The sequence below is a fragment of the Pelagimonas sp. KU-00592-HH genome, from assembly GCF_040369695.1.
Taxonomy (GTDB): Bacteria; Pseudomonadota; Alphaproteobacteria; order Rhodobacterales; family Rhodobacteraceae; genus Shimia.
In genome coordinates this window covers 332,526-357,081 of record NZ_BAABWM010000002.1, presented here as the reverse complement: position 1 = coordinate 357,081, position 24,556 = coordinate 332,526, and the positions used below count along the sequence as shown (strand labels likewise).

The 24,556-nt window shown below is 60.7% G+C and carries 10 protein-coding genes; 9 read left to right on the top strand and 1 reads right to left on the bottom strand.

Annotated features, from left to right (window positions below; all coding sequences use genetic code 11):
• Positions 1-35: 35 nt before the first annotated feature.
• From ABWV42_RS08800 to ABWV42_RS08785, 4 genes are all read left to right on the top strand, one after another.
• Entirely contained in the window at positions 36-10,145 is a 10,110-nt protein-coding gene (locus ABWV42_RS08800) for a calcium-binding protein (RefSeq protein ID WP_353339802.1), read from the top strand.
• A 167-nt stretch (positions 10,146-10,312) separates the two neighbouring features.
• The gene (locus tag ABWV42_RS08795) at positions 10,313-11,818 is read left to right on the top strand and encodes a trimethylamine methyltransferase family protein (RefSeq protein WP_353339801.1); all 1,506 of its coding nucleotides are present in this window, start codon (positions 10,313-10,315) and stop codon (positions 11,816-11,818) included.
• A gap of 138 nt (positions 11,819-11,956) precedes the next feature.
• Positions 11,957-14,374, top strand: a complete 2,418-nt coding sequence (locus ABWV42_RS08790; RefSeq protein ID WP_353339800.1) for a GcvT family protein — start codon at positions 11,957-11,959, stop codon at positions 14,372-14,374.
• Between the two features lie 129 nt (positions 14,375-14,503).
• Positions 14,504-16,918, top strand: a complete 2,415-nt coding sequence (locus ABWV42_RS08785; protein ID WP_353339799.1) for an FAD-dependent oxidoreductase — start codon at positions 14,504-14,506, stop codon at positions 16,916-16,918.
• Between the two features lie 133 nt (positions 16,919-17,051).
• Here the strand turns inward: ABWV42_RS08785 and ABWV42_RS08780 are convergent, their stop codons facing one another.
• Positions 17,052-17,978, bottom strand: a complete 927-nt coding sequence (locus ABWV42_RS08780; protein ID WP_353339798.1) for a LysR family transcriptional regulator — start codon at positions 17,976-17,978, stop codon at positions 17,052-17,054.
• A 102-nt stretch (positions 17,979-18,080) separates the two neighbouring features.
• On the opposite strand from ABWV42_RS08780, the gene ABWV42_RS08775 reads away from it, so the two are divergent.
• From ABWV42_RS08775 to ABWV42_RS08755, 5 genes are read left to right on the top strand one after another with little or no spacing between them, the layout of a single operon-like run.
• Positions 18,081-19,457, top strand: a complete 1,377-nt coding sequence (locus ABWV42_RS08775; protein ID WP_353339797.1) for an aminotransferase — start codon at positions 18,081-18,083, stop codon at positions 19,455-19,457.
• 12 nt (positions 19,458-19,469) lie between these two features.
• Positions 19,470-20,960, top strand: a complete 1,491-nt coding sequence (locus tag ABWV42_RS08770; RefSeq protein ID WP_353339796.1) for an aldehyde dehydrogenase family protein — start codon at positions 19,470-19,472, stop codon at positions 20,958-20,960.
• Complete coding sequence (locus ABWV42_RS08765; protein ID WP_353339795.1) at positions 20,957-22,228, top strand: hypothetical protein; 1,272 nt, start codon at positions 20,957-20,959, stop codon at positions 22,226-22,228. Before ABWV42_RS08770 ends, ABWV42_RS08765 begins: the two co-directional genes overlap by 4 nt.
• Complete coding sequence (locus ABWV42_RS08760) at positions 22,221-23,234, top strand: glutamate cyclase domain-containing protein (protein ID WP_353339794.1); 1,014 nt, start codon at positions 22,221-22,223, stop codon at positions 23,232-23,234. The genes ABWV42_RS08765 and ABWV42_RS08760 overlap by 8 nt, the downstream gene beginning before the upstream one ends.
• Positions 23,235-23,254: 20 nt before the next feature.
• Complete coding sequence (locus tag ABWV42_RS08755; protein WP_353339793.1) at positions 23,255-24,514, top strand: aminotransferase class V-fold PLP-dependent enzyme; 1,260 nt, start codon at positions 23,255-23,257, stop codon at positions 24,512-24,514.
• The last annotated feature ends 42 nt before the right edge of the window (positions 24,515-24,556 follow it).

Genomic DNA, 24,556 nt, shown 5'->3' with positions numbered 1-24,556 from the left:
CATTGCGCAAAGTCGCTAGAATCAAGGGCATTACAATGGCGAACCTCACCGGAGACAGTGGCAATAACGTGATCGAAGGCACCGCGGATGCGGATTCGATTTCGGGCCTGGCTGGCGTTGATTACCTGTATGGTTTTGGTGGCAATGATACCCTGAGCGGCGGCACCGAGAATGACGGGCTTGCGGGCGGTACCGGCAACGACATCCTTTATGGTGATGCGGGAAATGACCAGCTGTTCGGCGAGGACGACAACGATGCCCTGAACGGCGGCGACGGCGACGATACGCTGTTTGGCGGCAACGGCGTTGATCTGATTGTGGGGGGTGCCGATGACGACCGCCTGCTTGGCGGCGCGGGCGACGATGATCTTCTTGGAGGCGACGGCGACGATGTCTTGCTTGGCGGTTCCGGTGCGGATGAACTGGTTGGCGGCAACGGCAGCGACCTGTTCATTGGCACGGCCTCTTCGATGCAGGGAGATACCATCGCGGATCTTACGGCGATCGACCGTATTGCCGTTCTGGGGGCCAATTTCGACGCCACGAACATGTCTTTTTCGGTGGTTGGCGGGAACACCGTTGCCAGCATTGATACCGATCAGGACACGATTGCCGATCTGAGCTTTACGATGACCGGCACGCTTGCGGTGGGCATGCTGGTGCTGGCGTCGGAGTCGTTCACTCTCATGCTATTGAATTCGTTCAACGGCACGATCTGGACTGGCACGGCGGCCGATGACAGCCAGGTTGGCAGCGCCGCGGATGACGCGCTGGTTGGCGGCGACGGTGCCGATACGGTTGAAGGGGGCGACGGCCACGATCTGCTGATGGGCGGTGTGGGCAACGACTCTCTGGACGGTGGTCTTGGCAACGATGTGCTTCAGGGCGATCTGGGGGATGACTTCCTGCGCGGGGGCGCAGGCCACGATGTCATTCAAGGCGGTGACGGCGCCGATACCGTGTATGGCGACAGCGGCCATGACCTCATTTCACTGGGTGCCGGGGCGGATATTGCAAGCGGCTGGTATGGCGACGACAGCATCTATGGCGACGCAGGGGCCGACACGATTTATGGCCGGAGTGGGCGCGATTATCTGGATGGTGGCGCGGACAATGATGCGCTGTCTGGTGGTGAAGGGTTTGATACGCTTGTTGGCGGCGAGGGGGGTGACTCTCTTTACGGTGATGAGGGGTCGGATAACCTTTATGGCGATGCAGGGTCGGACCGTCTTTATGGTGAAGAAGGCGACGACCGTCTGTTTGGTGGCGATGATGCCGACACGCTGGACGGCGGTATTGGCAATGACTCTCTCGCAGGCGGGGATGGTAACGACTATCTGTTTGGTGGCGACGGAGCGGACTCGCTTTGGGGTGAAGAAGGTTTTGACACGCTTTGGGGCGGCGACGGTGCTGATTGGCTCATTGGCGGCAACGGCATCGACCGGCTTTATGGCGGCGCGGATTCGGATACGCTCTGGGGCGGAGATTTCGGCGACTATCTCTATGGCGGCTCAGAGGCGGATACGCTTTATGGCGGCGGCAGTTCTGACTACCTGTACGGCGAGGGCGGCAGCGATAGCCTGCTGGGCGGAGACGGCGTTGACCGCCTCTTTGGTGGCGCGGATGCGGACACGCTTCTGGGCGAGGCTGACAACGACTCGCTGGACGGTGGCGAGGGGGCCGACAGTCTTGACGGTGGCGAGGGTCAGGACACGCTGAAAGGTGGTCTTGGCATTGATACGCTTGCTGGCGGCACCGGCGCGGACAGGTTCGAAGGCGATGCGGCCGATCTGGATGGTGACCTGATTTCGGATTTCGAAGCGGGTGATCAGGTTGCGGTTCTGAATGCCTATTTTGCGGACGGTGATCTGAGCGTGGTGGTCAATGCCGGGGTCACGACGGTGACCATAGACATCGGCAGCAATGGCGACGTCAGCGATGACATCACCCTGAATTTCACCGGCACGGGATTGAATTTTGTCACCCTGTTCGGGAACTCGTCCGCAACGGGGACGGATATCCTTCTGGTGCAGGAAGGCCAAGGAACGGCGACGACAGGCAGCGACAGCCTGACCGGCACCGCGGGCGCGGATTCGCTGGATGCGGGCGGCGGGAATGACACCGTTGTCGGCTTTGGCGGTGCAGATACGCTGGCGGGCGGTCTGGGCGCGGACAAGCTTTATGGCGGGGGCGACAATGATCTGCTGACCGGCGACGCCGGGGATGACTTTTTGTTGGGTGGTGCAGGCGATGACACCCTGCAGGGTGGCGACGATGCCGACGTTCTCATGGGCGAGGCGGGGGCCGACAGCCTTGAAGGCGGGGCAGGCATCGACACCCTGAACGGTGGTGCCGGCGCCGATACGCTGGTCGGTGGCACCGAGCTGGACGTATTCGCGGGGACAGTTGGCGACCTGAACGGCGATACAATCGCGGATTACCAGGTTCTTGAACGTATCCGTGTTCTTGACGAGAGCTTTGACACCTCGGACATGACGGTCAGCAACGATGGCGTAAACACGTTCCTGAACATTGATGTCGATGGTGACGCCTCTACAGATATCACGCTGACCCTGTCCGGCCTTTTCACAGGTACCTTCGTCGCACGGTCCGGTATTCCGGTGACCGGCCGCAGCGCGACTGCGACGGAGATCATTCTGGTCCAGACCAGCGGATCGGTGATTTTCGGGGACGACAACTACAACAATCTCAGCGGCACCGTGGACGATGACCTGATCTTCGGGTTCGGTAACTATGACTACCTATACGGCGGCGATGGCAACGACGAAATCTGGGGGCATGAAGGTGGTGACTACCTTTATGGCCAGAATGGCAATGACCTTCTGATTGGCGGTTCCGATGCGGACAATCTCTATGGCGGCGATGACAACGACACGCTCCGCGGCGATGATGGCAACGACTACCTGACGGGCGATAACGGAGATGACCTGCTCCTCGGAGGGCTCGGTTATGACCGGATCTACACGGGAACCGGTAATGATACGGCGTATGGAGGGGACGGCAACGACTCGATCTATGCCAACGCGGGCGACAACCTGCTCGACGGGGGCGCGGGGAACGACAGTTTGCAGGCCAGCACAGGGGAAGATACGCTGCTGGGGGGTGACGGCGATGACACGCTCCAAGGCAGCGGCGGCCCGAACAGCCTTGTTGGTGGTGCTGGCAATGACCGGCTTTCGGCAGGGCAGTCGAACGACACGGTTGAAGGTGGGACCGGCAACGATACGCTCAACGATAGCAGCGGCGACGACATTCTTGATGGCGGTGATGGCGATGACTCGATCATTGCCAGCGGCGGCAACAACACCCTGATTGGTGGTCTTGGCAACGACTACCTGAGGGCGGCGGGCAGCACTGACAGCCTTGATGGCGGAGATGGCAACGATACGCTCTTGAGCTCTTATGGCGCGGACACGCTGACGGGTGGGGCTGGGACCGATGTCTTCCAGGGCTATTCCTATTATTACTACGGCTATCGCTATCAGACGCTCGACGGTGACCTGATTACCGATTTTGAATCTGGCGACAGGATCACTCTGAATCAGACCACGGCGAACAGCGTTGTCACTTTTGACACGAGTGGGCCTGATACGATTGTAATGCTTGATCGTTATGGCAACGGCAACGTTGACGTGACCTTTACGATCGCTGGGGTACCGGCTGGGGGCGAATTCCTTGTTCTGCACGGTGCTACTCAATCCAATGGTACCGATATTTATCTGACGTCGTTTGCCGGTTCCGGTTCGGCGACTGAGGGAGCTGATGTGTTGGCTGGAACGCCGACCAATGACTCGTTCAATGGTCTGGGTGGGAATGACACGCTGGTTGGGCTTGATGGCAATGACACTCTCCTGGGTGGGGAGGGTGATGACAAGCTGTTTGGACAAGGCGGTAACGACAGTTTGGTCGGCGGTCTTGGCAACGACTCTTTGCTTGGTGATGTCGGTGATGACACGCTGGAGGGAAGCGAAGGCAATGACACCCTGGAAGGCAACGAAGGTGACGACAGCCTTTCGGGCGGAGACGGCAATGATCGCCTGAATGCGCATGACGGCAACGACACCCTGTTTGGTGGCGTGGACAATGACACGCTGATCGGGGGGGACGGCGCCGACAGCTTGGATGGTGGAACGGGGGCCGACAGTCTGACCGGTGATGCTGGCAATGACACGCTTTCGGGGGATGCGGACAACGACACGTTGGCCGGCGGATCGGGGAATGACTCGATTGACGGCGGTGATGGCGAGGATCGGCTGAACGGCAACGACGGTGCGGATAGCCTTGTTGGCGGTGACGATAGGGACTGGCTCTACGGCGACAACGATGATGACACGCTGTCCGGCGGGCTGGGCGACGACTATCTTTACGGCGGCACGGGCGCCGATAGCATTGAGGGCGGTGAAGGCGCCGATTTTATCAGCGGCCAGGATGGTGCCGACACCATGACGGGCGGCGCCGGAGCCGATATCTTCAGCCTGCGCCAGTTGTGGGTGGACGGAGACGTCATCACCGATTTCGGCCAGGACGACACGCTGCGGTTTACTGATTTCCGGGCGGATAGCGGCAACATTTCCGCCACTGTCGACAACGGCAATACGGTGCTCACGATCGATGTGGGTGATGATGGCGATACGTCCAATGATGTCAGCCTGACGCTGAACGGCACGTTTGCGCAGCCTTTCCTCTTCCTTGCGGGGCTGACGTCATACAGTGCGAGCGACATCGTCCTTCTCACGCAAACCGGTATTGGAAGCGAGACTGCGGGCAATGACTCGATCATCGGGACCGATGCGGTTGAGACCCTGTCTGGTGGAGACGGAAACGATACCATCATTGCGCTGGGCGGCGATGACAGCCTGAGCGGTGGGATCGGTGCCGACAGGTTGTTCGGCAATGGTGGCAACGACACGATTGATGGCGGTGACAGCAACGACATGCTGTCGGGAGGCGCCGGCAACGACTCGATACGCGGCGGGTCCGGACGTGACACGCTGTTGGGTGGTGCCGGGGATGATACCCTTGAAGCGGGAACCGAAAGTGCGCGTCTCTATGGGGATGGTGGCAACGATAGCCTGGTTGGTACCGCAGACCGCGACTACCTTTATGGTGGAAGCGGAAACGATACACTGCGCGGTGGTGCTTACGCCGATTATCTGTATGGCGATGCGGGGGACGACAGCATTGATGCGGGCGACGGCGATGACCGTGTCTATGCTGGCGACGGTGCCGACAGCGTTTCAGGTGGGAGCGGCAACGAGTACATCAACGGGGACGCCGGCGACGATACGCTGAACGGCGATCTTGGTAACGACAACCTGTTCGGTGGTTTGGACAACGACCTTCTGAATGGTGGGGACGGCGACGATTCACTCTATGGCAATGATGGTGACGACACGCTGAATGGTGGCGTTGGCAATGATGTCCTGAAGAGCGGTGCTGGTGCGGATAGTCTTGTTGGCGGCTCGGGCAATGATACCTTTGAAGGAAGCTACAGTGACCTTCAGGGCGATTTCCTTTCGGATTTCGCTTTGGGCGATCTGATCAGGTTCGATGCGTACATTCGTGATGCGTCGAGCGTCGCGGATGCGTCGATTAACACGGCGGCCAGTGGCGCCAACACGCTGGTGAGCCTTGATATCGACAATGATGGTACGGCCGAGACCACATTCACACTTGCGGGCAGTTGGGCGGCAAGTGCGCTGGCCTATGTCGTGGTGGATCGCAAAGGGGTTGTCATCGGTCTGGGTGGGTCCGTTCAGGGCAGCATTACCAGTGGCAACGACACTGTTTTCGGGACGACTGGCGGAAATTCGATCAGCACAGGCGATGGCAACGATATCGTGTTCGGGTTTGCCGGCGGCGATGCGCTGTACGGCGGCAATGGCAACGACACCCTTTTTGGAGATGCCGACAATGACAACCTGTCGGGAGATGCCGGGTCCGACAGCCTGAGTGGTGGTGAAGGCAATGACACGCTCAGCGGCGGCGATGACAATGACAATCTTCTTGGTGGCAACGGCACGGATTCGCTGATTGGTGGTTCTGGACGAGACACGCTGCGTGGCGATGCTGGCAACGATACGCTTTATGGCGGTCTGGACACGGACTACCTGTACGGTGGTGAGGACGACGACTATCTGGTTGGTGAAGACGGTAGTGACCGGTTGTATGGCGATGCTGGCAACGACACGCTGATCGGCGGCCTTTTGCATGACCGTCTTTATGGCGGAGACGGTAACGATACGATCACCGGCGACGACGGCAACGACTATCTCTACGGCGATGATGGAGACGATACGCTTTCTGGCGGAGAAGGCATTGATCGTCTTTATGGTGGTGTCGGAAATGATAGCCTGACGGGGGGCAACGGGGCTGACGAGCTTTGGGGCGGCGCAGATGCCGACACGCTGAGCGGTGGGGCCGACATCGACGTATTCCGGGATACCCTGGTAGATTTCAACGGCGACCTGATCACCGATTTCCAGGCCGACGAGCGTATCGATATCAATACAACCGGGCTCTCCCGAAACCAGCTGAGCGTGAGCGAAGTTGGTGGCAACACGGTCCTGACGTTTGACCTTACTGGCGACGGGGCGAGCGTGGACGATGTGGTTCTGACTTTGAACGGGACGTTCACGGGCGAATGGACCCTGCTGCGTGGGTTCTATTCAACGTCCTATACCTCGGTCTTCCTGATGTCGACGACGCCGTCCGGAACGGCCACGAGCGGCGCGGACAGTATCGTTGCCAATGCCACGGCTGATGCTCTGGATGCCCTTGAGGGCAACGATACGGTGTTTGGCTTTGGCGGCGATGACCAACTGAGCGGCAACCTTGGCAACGACAAGCTGTTTGGTGGTATCGGCAACGACACCCTGTCGGGTGGTGACGGCAACGACACGCTGAACGGCGAAGAGGGTAATGACAGCCTTGAAGGGGGCACCGGTTCGGATGCCCTTCTTGGCGGGGCCGGGAGCGATATGCTCGACGGTGGCGAGAGCAATGACCAACTGTTTGGTGGCGCTGGTGACGATACCCTGACCGGCGGGGACGCAGACGACTATCTCGACGGTGGAGAGGGCCATGACCTCCTGACCGGTGGCCCCGGTAATGACAGGCTGTATGGCAAGGGTGGCAACGACACTCTGATCGGCGGCGACGGCATTGACTCGCTTTACGGTGAAGACGGCGACGACTCGATGGTGGGTGGCGCTGGCGACAGCACGATGGCGGGTGGCCTTGGCAACGACACGATGACGGGCGGCAATGACCGTGACTATCTGCAAGGCGGCGAGGGTAACGACCTGATTTCAGGGGGTGATGGTAACAACCAGCTCTATGGCGAGGCAGGTGACGACACGCTTCTCGGAGGCGCCGAGACGGACAATGCGACAGGTGGAGATGGCCACGACAGCATAGCTGGTGCGGGTGGCAATGACTATCTCTACGGCGATGCGGGCGATGATACGATCGTTGGCGGCGACGGCAACGACTATATCTATGGCGGGACCGGCAACGACAGCCTTTCCGGCGGTGATGGAGACGATTACCTTGCTGGCCAAGGTGGTGCCGACGTGCTTTCAGGTGGAGCTGGGCTGGATTTCTTCCAGCTGAACTTTGTCGATTTGGCCGGAAGTCGGATTGAGGATCTGGAAATCGGAGAGCGGATTTCGCTTGCGGGAGCCCCCCAAGACATGGAGGGTTTTGTCGTTTCCGAACTGGGCGGAAATACTCTACTGGGGTTTGATGTCGACCACGATGGCGTGGTGGATGCGAGCCTGACGCTGGCAGGCACAGGGTTCACGGGCCAGTTCACCTACGACCAAAGCGCAAGACAAATTTACTATTTGACCGCAGGAGGAAGCGGTGCTTCCACGGCCGGGAGCGATACGATTTTCGGCACGGCTGCTGGCGAGATACTTGATGGCCTAGCTGGCAATGACCGGATCTTTGGGCGAGGTGGCAATGACGCGCTGAAGGGTGGTGATGGCTATGACACGCTGTTGGGTGGTACAGGCGCTGACACTCTGGATGGCGGCGCGCTGAGTGACCGGTTGTATGGTGGCGAAGGGGCTGATGTTGCGGTCTTTACCGGTAATCAGGCCGATTACACTTTGACCGCCGCGGCGGATGCCCGGGGGCAGACATTGGTGCGCCACACCGCAAGCAATGTCACCGATTACCTTTATGGGATCGAGCGGCTTCAGTTTGACGATGGGATTGTCACGCTGTTCAACTCGCCACCGGTTCTGAATGCACCGATTGCGCAGGTGAACTGGTTGCAGGGCAACGCGCATGTGCTGGATGTCAGCGCGGCGTTTTCGGATGTAGATGGCGATGCAGTGACGCTTGCTGCGACGTTGGCAGACGGGTCTGCTTTGCCGACATGGATGATTTTTGATCCGGCGACGGGACGGTTTGCCGCTGACATTCCGGAAGCGCTTTCGGGAACGCATTCGTTCTCCGTGATTGCAACTGACACGCATGGGGCGTCTACACGTGCGACGTTTGATCTTGTCATCGAAAGCAACGTGATTACAGCCCCTGCGTCCGGCGGCAGCACAACTGGCACCAACGCGAACGAACGGATCTATGGTTCTGGTAAGGCCGATCGTCTTGTCGGCCTCGGTGGACATGACCTGATCGTTGGTAAGAACGGTGCAGATACCCTGATCGGGGGTGATGGCGACGACACGCTGAATGGCGGTAATGGTGCCGACCTGATCGATGGTGGTGCAGGACGCAATACGCTGTCTTATGTCTTTGATTCAGTTGGCGTGAACGTGGATCTTAAGACCAACGTGGTGTCGGGCGGCCAGGCGGCAGGCGATGTTCTAGGCGGCCTTTTCTCCGATGTCCTGGGGGGCGCTGGCAACGACACCATTGTTGCGCATTTCAGCGGTTCACAGCTGTCCGGCTTTGATGGCAACGACAGCCTTACCGGCCGGATTGGCGACGATGAACTGTTGGGGGGTAGTGGAGCCGACACTTTGAACGGCGGTTCTGGTGATGACACTCTGAACGGTGGAGGGTCGCACGATTTGCTGCTTGGTTTGAGCGGTGCTGACAGCCTGTTGGGGGATTGGGGTCTGGACACGATCGACGGCGGCGACGGCAATGACACCGTAGACGCCGGATCAGGCAACGACTCGGTTGATGGTGGAGCAGGTGACGACAGCCTTGAAGGTGGCCTTGGGAAAGACCTGATCACAGGTGGTAGTGGTAGCGATACACTAAGTGGCGGAGACGGCAATGACACCCTGCGCGGCAGCGGTGGAGATGACCTGATTTCCGGCGGTGTTGGCGATGACGAGATTGATGGTGGTTTCGGCGCGGATACCCTTGACGGTGGTGAGGGTGTCGACCTTTTGACCTATGCCTATGAAACCCTGTCGATGACCATCAACCTTACCACCGGGGCCGTCAACGGAGGGCGGGGTACAGGTGACGTTGTTTCCGGTTTCGAGAACCTGACCACGGGTGCCGGGGATGACGAAATCACTGCATCTGCTGGAGACAACGTCATCGTGGCGAACGGCGGCAATGACACTGTTTCAGCGCGAGACGGGGCGGATTTGGTTCAAGGCGGAGCCGGGAACGACAGCCTCTCTGGTGGCCTTGGCGAAGACACACTCAAGGGGCAGGCTGGCGACGATACGTTGTCTGGTGGTGCTCAACGCGACGTGCTGATCGGCGGGGCGGGCTCGGATAGCCTGTCTGGCAACTACGGAAACGATACGCTCAACGGTGGCGGCGGAGATGACAGTTTGTTCGGCGATGCCCAAGATGACCGATTGTACGGTGGGAACGGTGTTGACCTTTTGGTTGGTGGATCAGGGAATGACACGCTTACCGGCGGCGGCCAAACGGATACCTTTGTTTTCACGGATGGCTTTGGTCAGGATGTGATCACCGACTTCAAGACTCATAACGCGGAGAGGATCGATCTGTCCGGTGTGACGGGCATCACCGACTATGCGGATTTCATTGCCAATCACGTACAGGACAGCGGAGGGTTTGCCCTGATCGTCGATGGGGCCAACAGCATTCTCTTGCAGAACGTGAGCTATCAATCCGTGATCAACGGGATAAACGGGTATACCTCTGACGACTTCCTGTTCTGAGGCCGAGATTTGCGTGGGTGCGCCGCAAAAGGGGCAACCCGCGCATTGGGTATATCAGGAGGTGTAGCTGGGTGAATCTATTTCACCAAAGCGCGTAAATAATGAAATTGAGCTAATTTAAGCGTCTTCCTAGACTGCCTTCGAACGACTTAGCATCTAGGGTTCAAATGAGGCGGACACGATCGACAAGGGGGGCGGTGGCCCCCGGCCCACAGATGACATCTCCACCCAAAGGCGGTCGGTTCATGCCGTTGACCGACGCCAAGCTTGCCAAAATCACCGAGGCAGCATTTGAGATACTGGAACGGATCGGGGTTTCCCAGGCGCCTGAAGACATTCGCGAGCTTGCCCTGAACAACGGCGCGGTTGTGCGGTCGGACGGGCGGATCACCTTCCCCCGATCACTGGTCGAGGATGTGATCGGCAAGGCGTGTAAGCGGGTCGAAATGCCCGGCTATGTCCGTGATCGCGGGATCGAGGTTGGCGGCGGCAAGGTGCATATCGGCACCGGCGGCGCGGCGGTTCAGATTCTGGATTCGGCGACCAATGCCTTCCGCGACAGCACGCTGCAGGATCTCTATGGCCTGATGCGTATTGTGGATGCCTGTGACAGCATCCACTATTCTCTGCGCCCGGTGGTGGCACGCGATCTGGAAGATCCGTTGACGCTGGATATCAACACCGCCTTTGTCGCGATGAAAGCAACCTCGAAACCCATTGGCACCAGCTTTTTCGAACCAGCACATGTTGCACCGGTGATCGACATGTTCGACGAGGCCTTGGGGGGCGAGGGCGCGTTTGCCAAACAGCCGTTCTGCTTTGCCTCGGTATGCCACGTAGTGCCTCCACTGACTCTGGCAGAAGAGGCCTGTGGCGTGATGCAGGAATGCGTACGTCTGGGGATGCCGCTGCAGATCTGTTCTGCCGCGCAGGCAGGTGCGACCAGCCCTGCCTCGCTGGCCGGTGCCTTGGCGCAGGGACTGGCGGAATCGCTGGCCGGTCTGGTGCTGGTCAACATGATGCAGCCGGGGTTTCCCTGTATTCTCGCCTTCCTACCGTTCATTTCCGACCTGCGGACCGGCGCGATGACCGGTGGCTCGGGCGAGGCCGCTGTGGCCAACGCCGCCGCGGCGCAGCTGTTGCTGAACCTTGGCCTGCCGTCGACCGTATCGGCGGGTATGACAGACGCCAAGACGGCGGATGCGCAGTCGGGCTATGAAAAGGGCTATACAATCGCGCTTGCCGCCCAAGGTGGCGCGGACATGATCAACCTGAGCGTTGGCATGCTGGGGTCGATCATGGCGGCCAGCAAAGAGGCTTTGGTGATCGATAATGACATGTGCGGTGCGATCCTGCGTTCGGTGCGGGGGGTCGAGATGTTCGAAGGCTCGATTGATCTGGACATGATCGAAGAGGTGGTGACGGGTGAGGGGCACTTTCTTGGCACCGCGCAGACGCTGGACCTGATGACCAAGGAATATGTCTATCCCAAGCTAGGCGACCGCCAGAGCGTGAACGACTGGCTGGAAAGCGGCGCACAGACCGTCTGGGACAGGGCCATCGCCCGCGTCGCCGAAATCGAAGCGATGCCCGCGCCGTCTCACCTGCCCGCAGATGTCGAAGTCGCCCTGCGCGCGCGTCTGCCGATCCGGCTGCCGCCGAGCGACCGCTAGGTAGGGAACAACGATGTACAGACTCAACAAACACCAATTGGTCCGGCGGCAGGCCGGACCGCGCCCGACCCTCCCCACGGGAGGGCGCAAGAGCGCCCACCCAGGGTCAGGCGCGCTCCTAATCGCGTGGAGAAACTCATGAAAACCCAAGCCAAAGTTGTCATTATCGGGGGCGGTGCGGTTGGCGTGTCGACCCTCTATCACCTGGCCAAGGCGGGCGTGACCGACACGCTGCTGATTGAAAAGAACGAACTGACGAGCGGGTCGACATGGCACGCGGCGGGTAACATTCCGACCTATGCCAACAGCTGGGGCGGGATGCGCGCGGGCAACTATGCCTGGCGGCTCTACAAGGATCTGGCGAGTGAGGTCGATTACCCGATCACCTATCGCCACACCGGCGCCTTCTGGCCTGCGCACACCGAAGAACGGATGGACCTGTTCCGCCACCTCGTCGGTATCTCCAAGGGGCTGGGTTACGACATGACGATGCTGACCCCTTCCGAAATGGACGACATGCACCCCTATTTCAGCTCGGGCGACAGCATCATCGGCGGTATTCTTGACCCCTATGAAGGCGATGTAGACCCCTCGCAGCTGACGCAAGCCTTGGCGAAGGGTTCGCGGGACCTAGGCGCCGAAATCACGCGGTTTACCCAAGTCACCGGCATCAACCGCCGCCCGTCGGGTGAGTGGGAGGTGGTGACCGACAAGGGCAATGTCCTGTGCGATGTGGTGATCAACGCCGGTGGCTATTATGGCCGTGTGGTGGGCGAAATGGTGGGGCAGAAGCTGCCCGTCGTTACGCTGGAGCACCAGTATCTGGTGACTGACAGCCTGCCGGAACTGGAAGCGAACCCCGAGAACTTCCCGCTCGTCCGTGATCCGGACATCATGTATTACCTGCGCCGCGAGCGGAACGGGCTGCTGCTGGGGTCCTATGGCCACGAGGGGCGTCCTGCGTGGCTCGACGGGATGCCGGATTGCTTTGCCAACCAGCTATATCCTGACAGTGTTGATGACATTGCCGAAATTCTTGAAGCCGCGCTGGAGCATGTGCCGCTCTTGGGCGAGGCGGGGGTGAGCCGCTTTGTGAACGGCCCGATCCCCTATAGCCCCGATGGCGCGCCGCTCTGTGGTCCGGCGTTCGGTCTGCCGAATTTCTACCATGCCTGTTGTTTCCCCGTTGGCATCACCCATTCGGCGGCGGCGGCGAAGACGCTGACCGAGTGGATCACCGAAAGCGAGACCGAGTGGGATATGTCGTTCTGGGATCCGCGCCGGTTTGGCGAGGAATGGGCGACGTTTGATTACACCGTGAAACGGTCGAGCGAGCTGTATGAAAACCAGTATGCGATCCCTTACCCGCACCGCCTGTGGGCATCGGCGCGTCCGGTGCAGACCACGCCGCTTTATGACAGGTTGAAAGCCAAGGGTGCCCAGTTCGGGCAGGTTGCTGGCTGGGAGCGGGCGTTCTGGTTCGAGACGGATGCGATCAAGAATGATGGTGCGCTGAGTTTCCATCACGAATGCTGGCATGATGCGGTCAAGGCCGAGTGCGAAGGCGTGCGCGACAATGTGGGTGTGATGGATCACGGCGGCTTTACCCGCTATGAGGTCGAGGGGCCGAAGGCGACCGAATTCCTGAACGAAGTGTTCTGTGGTGCCATGCCGTCTGTGGGCCGGGTCAAGCTGTCCTACATGCTGACGCCCAAGGGCAAGGTCTGGTCCGAGGCGACGATAGCGCGTCTGGGGGATGACAAGTACCTGCTGTGCGGCCCGACGCTGGCGGATCAGCGTGATTTTGACTGGATGTCGCAATTCCTTCCCGAGGAGGGCGTGGGTCTGAAGCGCGGATCCGAGTTTGATGCGGCGCTGATGGTGATGGGGCCGAAGTCGCGCGACGTGCTGCAGCCGTTGACCGATGATGACCTGTCGAAAGAGGCCGCGCCCTGGATGTCGGTGCGCGAGATCGCCATCGCCGGCGCGCCGGTGATTGCGCTGCGCGTGTCCTTTGTGGGCGAGCTGGGCTGGGAACTGCATCTGCGCAGCGATGATCTGGTTGCCGTCTACGAGGCGATCATGGAGCAGGGGGCCGACAAGGGCATGGTTGAGTTCGGATCCTACGGATTGAACGCGATGCGCCTTGAAAAGGGCTATCACGGTTGGGGCGCGGATTTCGGGATCGAGTACAGCGCGTTTGATGCGGGTCTGGAGCGGTTCGTCAGCAAGACAAAAGCGAGCTTTGTGGGGCGCGACGCGTTTCTGGCGCAGGCGGAGCAGGAGAAGGCATACCACTTTACCGCATTTGTGCTGGAGGGGCATGGCGGGGATGCGCTGTCCTCAAGTCCGATCTGCCGCGATGGCAAGCCGGTGGGCTATGTCAGTTCGGGCGGGACGGGGTTCCGTATCGGCAAGCGGATCGCGCTGGGCTATCTGACCGAGCCATCCAGTCCGGGTGATGTCTACGAGATCGAAGTGCTGGGCGTGCCGGTCAAGGCGACTGTTGCGACCGTGCCGATTTATGATCCCGAGAATGAACGGCTGCGGGGGTAGGAGCATGACGAACGGATCCGAAATGTCCCGCCCGGACGATAGGCCGGGCAGCGCCCGACCCTCCCCCATGGGGCGGCGCATTTGCGCCCCCCCCGCGGGTCTCTGCAGCCCTTTCCGGAAGGTAGAAGCATGACCAAACCCCTGCCCACAGACGTTCAGGTTGCCATCATCGGCGGTGGCATTGTTGGCTGTGCGACGGCCTATCACCTTGCCAAGGCGGGCTGGTCGGTTGCGCTCTTGGAACGCAAGAAACTGACCTCCGGCACCACCTGGCACGCCGCTGGTCTGGTCAGCGAAACACAGGGCGTGCCGGTGATGACGGCGCTGGCGAAATACGGCCTCGACCTGATGGAAGCCCTTGAGGACGAGACTGGCCAGAACACCGGTTTCAAGCGCAATGGTTCGATGACCGTGGCCCTGAATGACGCGCGGATGGAAGAGTTGCGGCGCAAGGTCGACTACGCTCATGGCTGTGGCATCCGTGCCGAGGAGATCGGGCTGGCCGAGGCGCAGGAGCGTTGGCCTTTGCTGTCGATAGACGGGGCCAAAGGCGCGTTCTGGTTTCCCGGTGACGGCTATACCAACCCCATCGACACCACCATGGCGCTGGCCAAGGGCGCGCGCATGAACGGTGCGCAGATTTTCGAAGATACCCCCGTCGGCCGCATCGTGATTGAGGGTGGCCGCGCGGTGGGTGTGGAAACCGAACAGGGCCTGATGCGCGCGGAGCATGTGGTCAACGCCACAGGCATGTGGGCGCGTGAATTCGGCCTGACCCACGGCGTGCAGATCCCGCTGCATTACACCAATCACTACTATGTTGTGACTGATCCGATCGAGGGTGTCACCGGTGACCTGCCGGTGCTGCGGGTGATGGATGAATACGCCTATTACAAGGAAGACGCGGGCAAGCTGCTGATCGGTTGCTCGGAACCTAACGCGACGCCGTGGCTGCCCGAACAAGGTCTGCCCGAGAGGTTCGAGTTTGACGAGCTGCCTTGCAACGAGGAACACCTCTATCCCATTCTCGAGGCGGCGATGGAGCGGGTTCCCGCGTTGGCAGAAAGCGGCATTCGCAAGTTCTTTAATGGGCCGGAATGCTTTACCCCGGACGCCAAGCACTATCTTGGGCCGATCACCGATATGAAGGGCTATTGGGTTGCTGCCGGGTTCAACTCGACCGGTATCCAGAACGGGCCGGGCGCGGGCAAGGCGCTGGCGGAATGGATCATGTACGGTCACATGACCATGGATCTGACGGATGTGGACAGCCGTCGCATCGTGCCGGGGTTGAACGCCCGAAGCTATACCGCAACCAAAGCCGCCGAGACCCTGAGCCATGCCTATGCGATGCATTGGCCCTATCTACGCAAGACCGAGGCGCGAGGGATGCGGCGCACGCCCTACTATGCGCACCTTCGCGATGCGGGGGCACAGTTTGGCAGTGCAAACGGCTGGGAGCGGCCGCTCTACTATGGGCGCCAGATGACTGACGGGTTCGGTCGTGAGCCGTGGTTTGATGACTGGCGAGCCGAACACGAGGCGCTGCGCTCCGACCTTAGTCTGATCGACCTGACATTCGGGCGGTTCATCGTTGATGGCGCGGATGCCGAGGGCCAGATGCAGCGCCTTTGTGGGGCCAATATGGCCGTGGCGTCTGGGGCGTTGGTCTATACGCACATGTTCAACGAACAGGGCGGGATCGAGGCCGATGTGACGGTTGCGCGCCTGTCCGAGACACGGTTCATGGTGATGGCTTCGGCCGGGGCCGAACCGCAGACGCAAAGCTGGCTGACGTCCCGGCTTGAGGGCACAGGTGTATCGGTTGTGAATGTGACGGCGGGCGAGGCGACGCTGGCGATGATGGGGCCGCGGTCGCGCGAATTCCTGACCGCGCTGACGGGTGCGGGTCTGTCGAACGAGGCGTTCCCATTCGGCACCTGGCAGAACCTGCACATAGGCCATGCGCCGGTGCGGGCGCAGCGGATCACCTATGTGGGCGAGTTGGGGTGGGAGCTGCATGTTCCCGCAGAGTTCGCACAGCAGGTGTTCGAGACAATCATGGCGGCCGACGGTGCGCCGCGCCTGTGTGGTGGCATGGCGGTGGACAGTTGCCGGATCGAAAAGGGATTTCGCCACTGGGGGCACGACATCGGGCCCTTTGACAGCCCGGTGGACAGCGGCCTGACATTTGCCTGTGATTTCGGGACGGAGTTTACCGGGAAGGCCGCCATCGAGGCGCGCAAGGGCGAAGGTGCAGCCAGCCGGTTGCTGTGCTTCCGTCTGGAAGAACCCGAGGCGCTGATCTTTGGCAAGGAGCCGATCCTGCGCGGTGGCGAGATCGTCGGGCGGCTGACCTCGGCCTCCTACGGGTGGAGCGTTGGCGGGGCGGTTGGCCTTGGCTACGTGAGCCGGCCCGAGGGCATGACGCTCAAGGATCTGGCGGCGGGCGAGTTCGTGGTGATGGTCAACGGCCGTGCGGTCAGGGCAACAGCCAGCCTGCGCCCGTTTTATGATCCGACCAACAGCCGTATGCGCGATTGATCGCACCCGGTTGCGGCCAGGGGCCAGGGCGGTTTGAAACGCCCTGGTTAAAGCGCCTTGAAAGGCGCCTGGAACCCGGTTTGCAAACAGGGAGGCAAAGCCCGTTCGAACGGGCTTTGGGGCAGATTGCGGATCAGGTGATGTGAAACCCGCCGTCCGGCAAGTCGCACCATTCAGACAGAAGCTGCGCAACCTGGTGGATCGGGTCATCCTCTTCCATGTCCTCGACCCGGATGACCGCGCGCCAGGGCACGGATATCCCGTCCTCGGTGACGCGCGCGCCGACGATGCGCCCTTCGTTCAGTGCGGTCTGGAGCGCCCAGTTTGACAGGACACTGGTGCCAAGATCAGAGGCCACGAGCTCTACGATGGCTTCCGGCAGTTCAACGGTGGCGGCCCACTTTGGGTAGCTGTCGGTTGGGCGGAACAGCAGGGCGAATTCGCGGTCTGGTTCGGGCACTTTGGTGTAGGTGATGAAGGATTCCCCAACGATGTCAGAGCCTTCGACAAACTCCCGGTCGGCGAGGCGGTGGGTCGGGCACATGATGTACAAGAGCGGATCTTCGAACAGGGGGATGCTGTGGAGGCCAGCCTGCGCAACGGTGCCGGACATCACCGCGATGTCGAGGTGCCGGTTCAGCACCCCGGTCAGGGGATCGCTGCGGGCGCCGGCCATGATCTGGATGTCGATCCCATCGGTGCGGGACTTCAGGAACTTGATGAAGGATGGCAGCCAGCGATAGTTGCTGTAGGCCTCGACCGAGAGGCGGACGACGTGCTGCACATTAGCGTTCATCCGGCGGACGTCTTCTTCGGCGCGGGCCAGATCGGTCAGTATGCGCTCGGCGACAACCGCCATATAATCGGCAGCCGGTGTCTTACGGAGCTTCTTGTGCATCCGGGTGTAAAGCGGCACGTCCAGCCGTCTTTCGGCCTCTCGCAAGCGGTGTGACAGGGCAGAGGGTGTGACGCCAAGGACTTTGGCGGCATCGGTAATCCGGCCGGATTGATTGATGGCCTGGATGAGTTGGAGGTGTCTGAGATCAAGCAGCGGTTTCATGATTTAGCCTGAGGGAAATTCATCAAAATAGGAAAACTTCGAAATTGATTTTCAGTCAAGGTGAATGTGAACTCTTGGGGAAACCTTCGCCTGGAGCACGCCATGAACGCCGACGCCAAACGCTCGATCGAGCAGGACAAAGCCCATCACGTCCACCCGCAATCCAACCTCCGCCAACACGCCGAAAACGGGCCGACCATGATCACCCATGGCAAGGGTGTTTTCATCTACGACAGCGAAGGTCGCGAGATCATTGACGGATTTTCCGGTCTGGGCTGTGTGAGCCTTGGCTATCACAACGAGCGTCTGGCAAGCGCCGCCATGCGCCAGATGAACACGTTGCCGTTCGCGCCGACCTTCTACAACCGGTCGCACCCACGGGTGGCGGAACTGGGTGAACGGCTTATCAGCATGGCACCGGGTGGTATGGATCGCGTGATGTTCCAGTGTTCCGGCTCGGAGGCCAATGACACGGCGATCAAGCTGTTGTGGTACACGAACACCGCCAAGGGGGAGCCGGACCGCCGCAAGATCATTGGCCGCGTGCGTGGCTATCACGGCAATACCATCGCCACCGTATCCCTTTCGGGCCAGCCGCATATGCACGCCAAGTTCGGCCTGCCACTGCCCGAGTTCAAGCACACGGAATTGCCGAACTATTACCGCTTTCACATCGACGGGGAGAGCGAAGAGGAGTTTTCGACACGGATGGCGGCCGAGTTCGAGAAGCTGATCCTTGCGGAAGGCCCGGAGACGGTTGCCGCGTTTTTTGCCGAGCCCGCAATTTCCGGTGGCGGGGCGCTGATGCCGCCCGAAGGGTACTGGAAGGAAATGCAGGCCGTTCTACGCAAGTATGACATTAAGTTCCTTGCCGATGAGGTGGTGTGTGGCTTCGGCCGTACCGGCAACATGTGGGGGTCGGAAACCTGGGGGCTTGAGCCGGACATGATTTCCTGTGCCAAGGCCCTTTCGGCGGCGTTCTTCCCGATCTCGGCCCTGATGTTCAAGGACGCAATGTATGCGGACATGATGAAGAACTCGGACGAAGTTGGCGTGTTTGGCCACGGCTATACCTATGCCGGCCACCCGGTTGGCGCTGCCGTGAGCCTTGAGGCGCTCGATATCTACGACGAGATCGATCTGGTTGGACATGTTCGCAAGGTGTCGAAGACCTTCCTCGCGAAATGCCACGCCTTGGCGGATCATCCGCTGGTGGCCGAAGTGCGGGGTGTCGGCCTGTTCTGTGGCTTCGAGTTGATGAAGGATGCCAAGACGCGCGAGCCGTTTGATCCGTCTTGGAAGGTGGGGGAAATGGTGCAGAATTTTGCCCATGATCGTGGGTTGTACCTGCGCGCCATCGGGGACCGGATGAGCTTTATGCCGCCGTTGATAATCAACGAAGACGAGATCGAGATCGCCACCGAGCGGTTCAAGGGGGCGCTGGATGACGCCTGGGCCGTCGTCAAGGCCAAGATGTAAGGGAGAAGGATGATGGGAAACTTGCTTGAGCCGAACCTTCCTGATGCGGGCCTTGCCGGAAGCTATATCAATGGCGCGTGGCACCGTCCCGAAAACGGGCAGACGATCATCATCGAAAACCCGTCGCGCCGCAGTCCGATCTGCGAAGTGGGGCGGGGAACGGCAACCGAAATTGATCTGGCCGTGCAGGCCGCGCGGGCAGCTTTGCCTGCATGGCGGGCACTGGCGGCGAGCGAGCGCGGGAAGCTGCTTGCGGAACTGGGCCGTCGCCTTGAGGAGAACGCCGAAGATGTTGCCCGCGTTCTGGCGGCGGAATCCGGCAATGCCATCAAGACCCAGTCACGTGGCGAGGCCATGGGGGCGGCAGGTGTGCTGAAATACTATGGCGGCGTCGCGGTCGAGCAGAAGGGAGAGACCCTACCGCTTGGCCCCGGCTTGCTGAGTTATTCGACGCGAGAGCCGCATGGGGTGGTGGGTTCGATCATCCCTTGGAACTCGCCGTTGCAGTTGGGCTGCGTCAAGATTTCGATGGCCCTGGCCACCGGGAACTGTCTTGTTCTGAAGCCTGCCGAAGACGCGCCGCTGGCCATTCTGAAACTGGCGGAATTGGCCGATGGCCTGTTTCCGTCGGGTGTATTCAACGTCGTCACGGGGCTTGGTGAAGAAGCTGGCGCCGCGCTGGCGAGCCATCCGGGTATCGACAAGGTTTCGTTTACCGGATCCTCTGAAGTTGGGCGTTTGATTGGCCATGCGACGGCGGATCGGATTGCCAAGCTGACCCTTGAACTTGGCGGCAAGTCCCCGACCATCGTGTTCCCTGATGCGATTGCCGGGGGTCGCCTCGACGCCACGGCGCAGCAGGTTGCCAACGCCATGCGTTTTGCGCGCCAGGGGCAGAGCTGTACTGCGGGCTCGCGCCTGTTTGTTCACAAGGATATCTGGGACGTCCTGATGCCCAAGGTTGCCGAGAAATCGGCCGCTTTAAAGGTGGGCGATGCGCTGGACCCGGACGTGGACATGGGGGCGGTCGTCAATGCGGAACGCTATGGCGAAATCCGCGCTTTTGTGGCCGAAGCGGAAGAGCAGGGCGCGACCTTCCTGATCGGTGAAACGCCGGCGGAGGATCCCGCAGGTTTCTGCCCGAACCCGACGATCATTACCGGTGTCGACAATGGCTGGCGTATTTCGCGTGAAGAGGTGTTTGGCCCGGTTATGGTGGCCATCCCCTTCGAGACCGAGGAAGAGGTGATCGAGATGGCCAACGACACCCACTATGGGCTGGCGGCGTTTCTTTTCACCCATGATGTCAGCCGGATCACCCGCCTGACCCGCGCGATTGATGCGGGCTGGATTCAGGTCAATCAGGGGGGCGGCCAGATTCCGGGCATGTCTTATGGCGGCACCAAGCAATCCGGAATGGGCAGCGAGTATTCCATCGAAGGCGCGCTTGAGGCCTATACCTACCGGAAATGTGTCACCATCAACATCGAGGGCGGCGCGTGACTACGGACCGTTTCGGAAACACTATCGACCCCGCGGTAGGTTATGCGCGGGGCAGTCTACTGCGTGGCTCTGCGGATGAGGTGCGCCGTCTGGCACAGGCCGGGCGCGTCGCGGCTGATTTTGTCGCCCGCGAGGGGATTGACAAGATCGCGATCTGTACCGGCAACCTGCGGTTTTATCCGGTGGTCGCCGATGACTTGCCCGTTCTTTGCGAAGAATGGATTGGACCGGGCCTTTTCGGAGAAGACATGCGGCAGGCCGCAATTGCGCATTTGGGGGGTCAGGGGCACGAAGCGGCGGCTGTTGTGAACCGCACCAGCGCAGGCATTGTGGCAACCGTTCTGGCCCATGCGCAGAGCCGCTCTGTCCTGTCACTGGTTCCCGACGGCGACCGCAGCCATGCCTCGGTCGGGCGCGGTGCAGGCTTGGCGGGTGTCGATGTCGTCGAGGTGCATGATCTTGATGCGTTTAAGGAAGGCATTGCGCGCGAGACGCCCTCGCTTGTCGTGATCACGCCGGTGACCTCTGAGTTGTCGATGCTGGCGGATGACTTGATAAAGGGTGCCGTCAAGGCGGCGAAAGCCGCCGGATGTATCACGTTTCTGGATGATGCCTATGGCGCGCGTTACCGGCCTGTCTTGCATGGCGGTGGCGCGTCCCTGTCCTTCGGGGCGGATCTTGTCATCACCAATGCCGACAAGGCGGGCCTGTCCGGTCCGCGTGCAGGCATTCTGTGCGGTGATCCTGCGAGCCTTGTGCCTGTTCAGGCGAAGGTCAGCGAGTTGGGTATGGAAGCGCGTGCGCCTGTCGCAGTGGGCGCGATGCGCAGTCTTCAGGGATTTACACCTGAGCTGTTGATGCAGGAGGCGCAGGATGGTCAGGATCTGGCCGAGGCGCTTGAAAAGGCTTTGGGCGCAAATCGGATCACCTGCTCGGCCCTGGGGCCGAAGATCGACGAACAGGATGCTATGAAGATTGTGCTGGACATGGCCGGAGCAGAGGCAGCCGATCTTGTGCCTGCCGAAGTCACCGCCGCGATCGGCATGCTGATGCTGCGCGACAAAGGGATCGTTACGGTCAACACCCATGGTCAACCCGGCGGGCGAGTTTCGATCCGGTTGAAGCCGACAGCCGGGGCCGTAGCTCGCGCCGGTGGCACCAAGGCAGTCGCTGAATGTCTCGTGTCGGCCATGCGGGAAGTGGCAGATCATTTGCAGGATCAGGCTTGGGTCGCTGCGACATTGTTTGGAGAAAACGCACATGGCTGATGCGGCTTTGATCACGCGCCTGGACAACCGTTTAGACCAGTTGGTGAACATTGATATGGGCGAACGCGGAGTTGAACATTTGTTTGTGGCCGCACGGGAATTGCAGGGCGGTTCGCTGGTTGGTGCCGCGGCAGATGCGCTGATGGCTGTGCCAGAAGGCGGCACGGTGGTGATGACCACCGGCTCTGTCTCGCGTGCGTGGATTACGGAAGACCTGGGTGAGAACGACGGGCCGTCGGGTGCTGCGGCTGTGGCCCGCGCCTTGGTTCTGGCCCGCAATGTGACCGTCGTCATGCTCTGTGAAGAGACGTTGCTGCCAGCGATCCGCAATGTGTGCCAGTCGGCGGGATTGTTCCCTGTTACGCTGGCACAAGCGGCGATCGCCAAGGCGGACAAGAGCCTCGCCACCATCGTGATGCAGCCCTTTGCCACCGAGGATGAAGCCGGCAAAGTGCAGGCCGAAGAGATGATGGAGACGCTGAAACCCGATCTGTTGTTCTCGACTGAGCGAGTGGGCCGAAACGAATTTGGTGTCTACCACTCGATGAGGGGCATCGACTATGGCATGGGCCGGGCTCGGGTGGATATCCTGTTTGATCTGGCTCTCGAACGCGGTGTGCCGGTTGTAGCCGTTGGCGACGGCGGCAATGAGATCGGCATGGGGAAGGTTGCGGATCATGTGAAAGCGCATGTCCCCTATGGCGACGTCTGCCAATGCGGTTGCGGTGGCGGCATCGGTGCCGTGACATCTTGCGATGTGCTGGTGACGGCCGCCTGTTCGAACTGGGGCTGCACGGCGATTGCTGCGGCCATGGCCGTTCGCGCAGGGGATGCCCGCCTGCTGCATACACCGGAACGCGAGGCCCTTCTGCTGGACACCATGGTTGCCAATGGCCTGATCAATTCGACCCACGGAGTTGTCGACGACAGTGTCGATGGTTTCCCGAGACAGAGCCACCTTGCAGTGGCTGAACTTTGCCGCACTATCGTGTCGCGCGCCCTTTGATTCCCCACAGGAAAAGACCCATGATCCAAGACAATCCTGACCTGATCGCCGCAATCCGCGATCGCTTTGCCCATGTCGACAGCTGCCCGTTCCAGGGCGAGCGTATCTTTTTTGAAAATGCCGGTGGTGCGTTGACGCTGAAATCGGTTGTCGAAACCTCGGGGTTCTATGCGGCCATTCCCGACAATCCGGGCCGCATCAATCCGGCGGGGCAGGGGACGCAGAACGTTATCAATAAGGCAAAGGCCGATCTGGCGGTGTTCATGAACGCCACCTCGGGCCAGTTCTTTGCCGGCGAAAGCGGGACCGAGCTGTTGTTCCGTTTGTTGCGCACGGCCTGTGTGAACGCGCCCAAGGGCAGCAAGGTGATCGGCTCATCCATCGAGCATCCGGCCACCCGCAGTGCCGCACGCCGTTGGGCGGGCATTGCAGGGTTGGACTATGTCAACGTCCCACATGACGATGCGACGGGGCTGGTGACTGCCGCGGACTATCTGAAGCATCTTACCCCGGACGTGTCGGTGGCGACGATCCTTCATGCTTCGCCGGTGACCGGCATGGGAATGGATGTCGCGGAGATTTCCAAGGCGATCCGGTCGGTTGCGCCCGACTGTTTCATCATCGTTGACGGCATTCAGCACGCGGCGCACGGGCAGCTTGATCTGGAGGCCTATAACGTGGACGGCTATGCGATCTCGCCCTACAAGGTGTTTTCGCGTCACGGCTATGGCATTGCCTGGATTTCGGATCGTTTGAGTTCAGCGCCGCATGACATGCTGATCGATGCCCCGGCGACGGGCTGGGAATTTGGCACCCGCGATACCGGCTCTTACGCGACGGTGTCTGACGTGGTGGCCTATTTCGACTGGCTCGGCGGTGAGGTGTCGGAGGAAAGCGAGCCGCGTAAACGTATCGAGGCGGCGGGACGCGCGATCCACGCCTACGAAACCCATCTGACAAACACGGCCATCAATGGCACCGGCAATCTGCCCGGGCTGCGAGACATGGAGCACGTCACGATCCTTGCCGGCGCGGACAATGCGGCGCGCGAGGGGCTGGTGTCGATCGTGGTCGACGGTCATGCCTCCGAGGACGTTGTCGAGCGCCTGAACCAGCAGGGCATCCGCACCCACACCCGCAAGGCCGACCACTATAGCGGCAACGTGCTGACGCCGCTTGGCCTGCCTGATTGCATCCGCATTTCCTTTTGCCACTACAACACCGAACAGGAAATCGCCCGAATGCTTGCCGCCGTGAAGGAGCTTGGCAAGGACGGGTGAGACGAGGCGAATTCTCGCGAAATCAGCGGCCCCGCGCTTCAG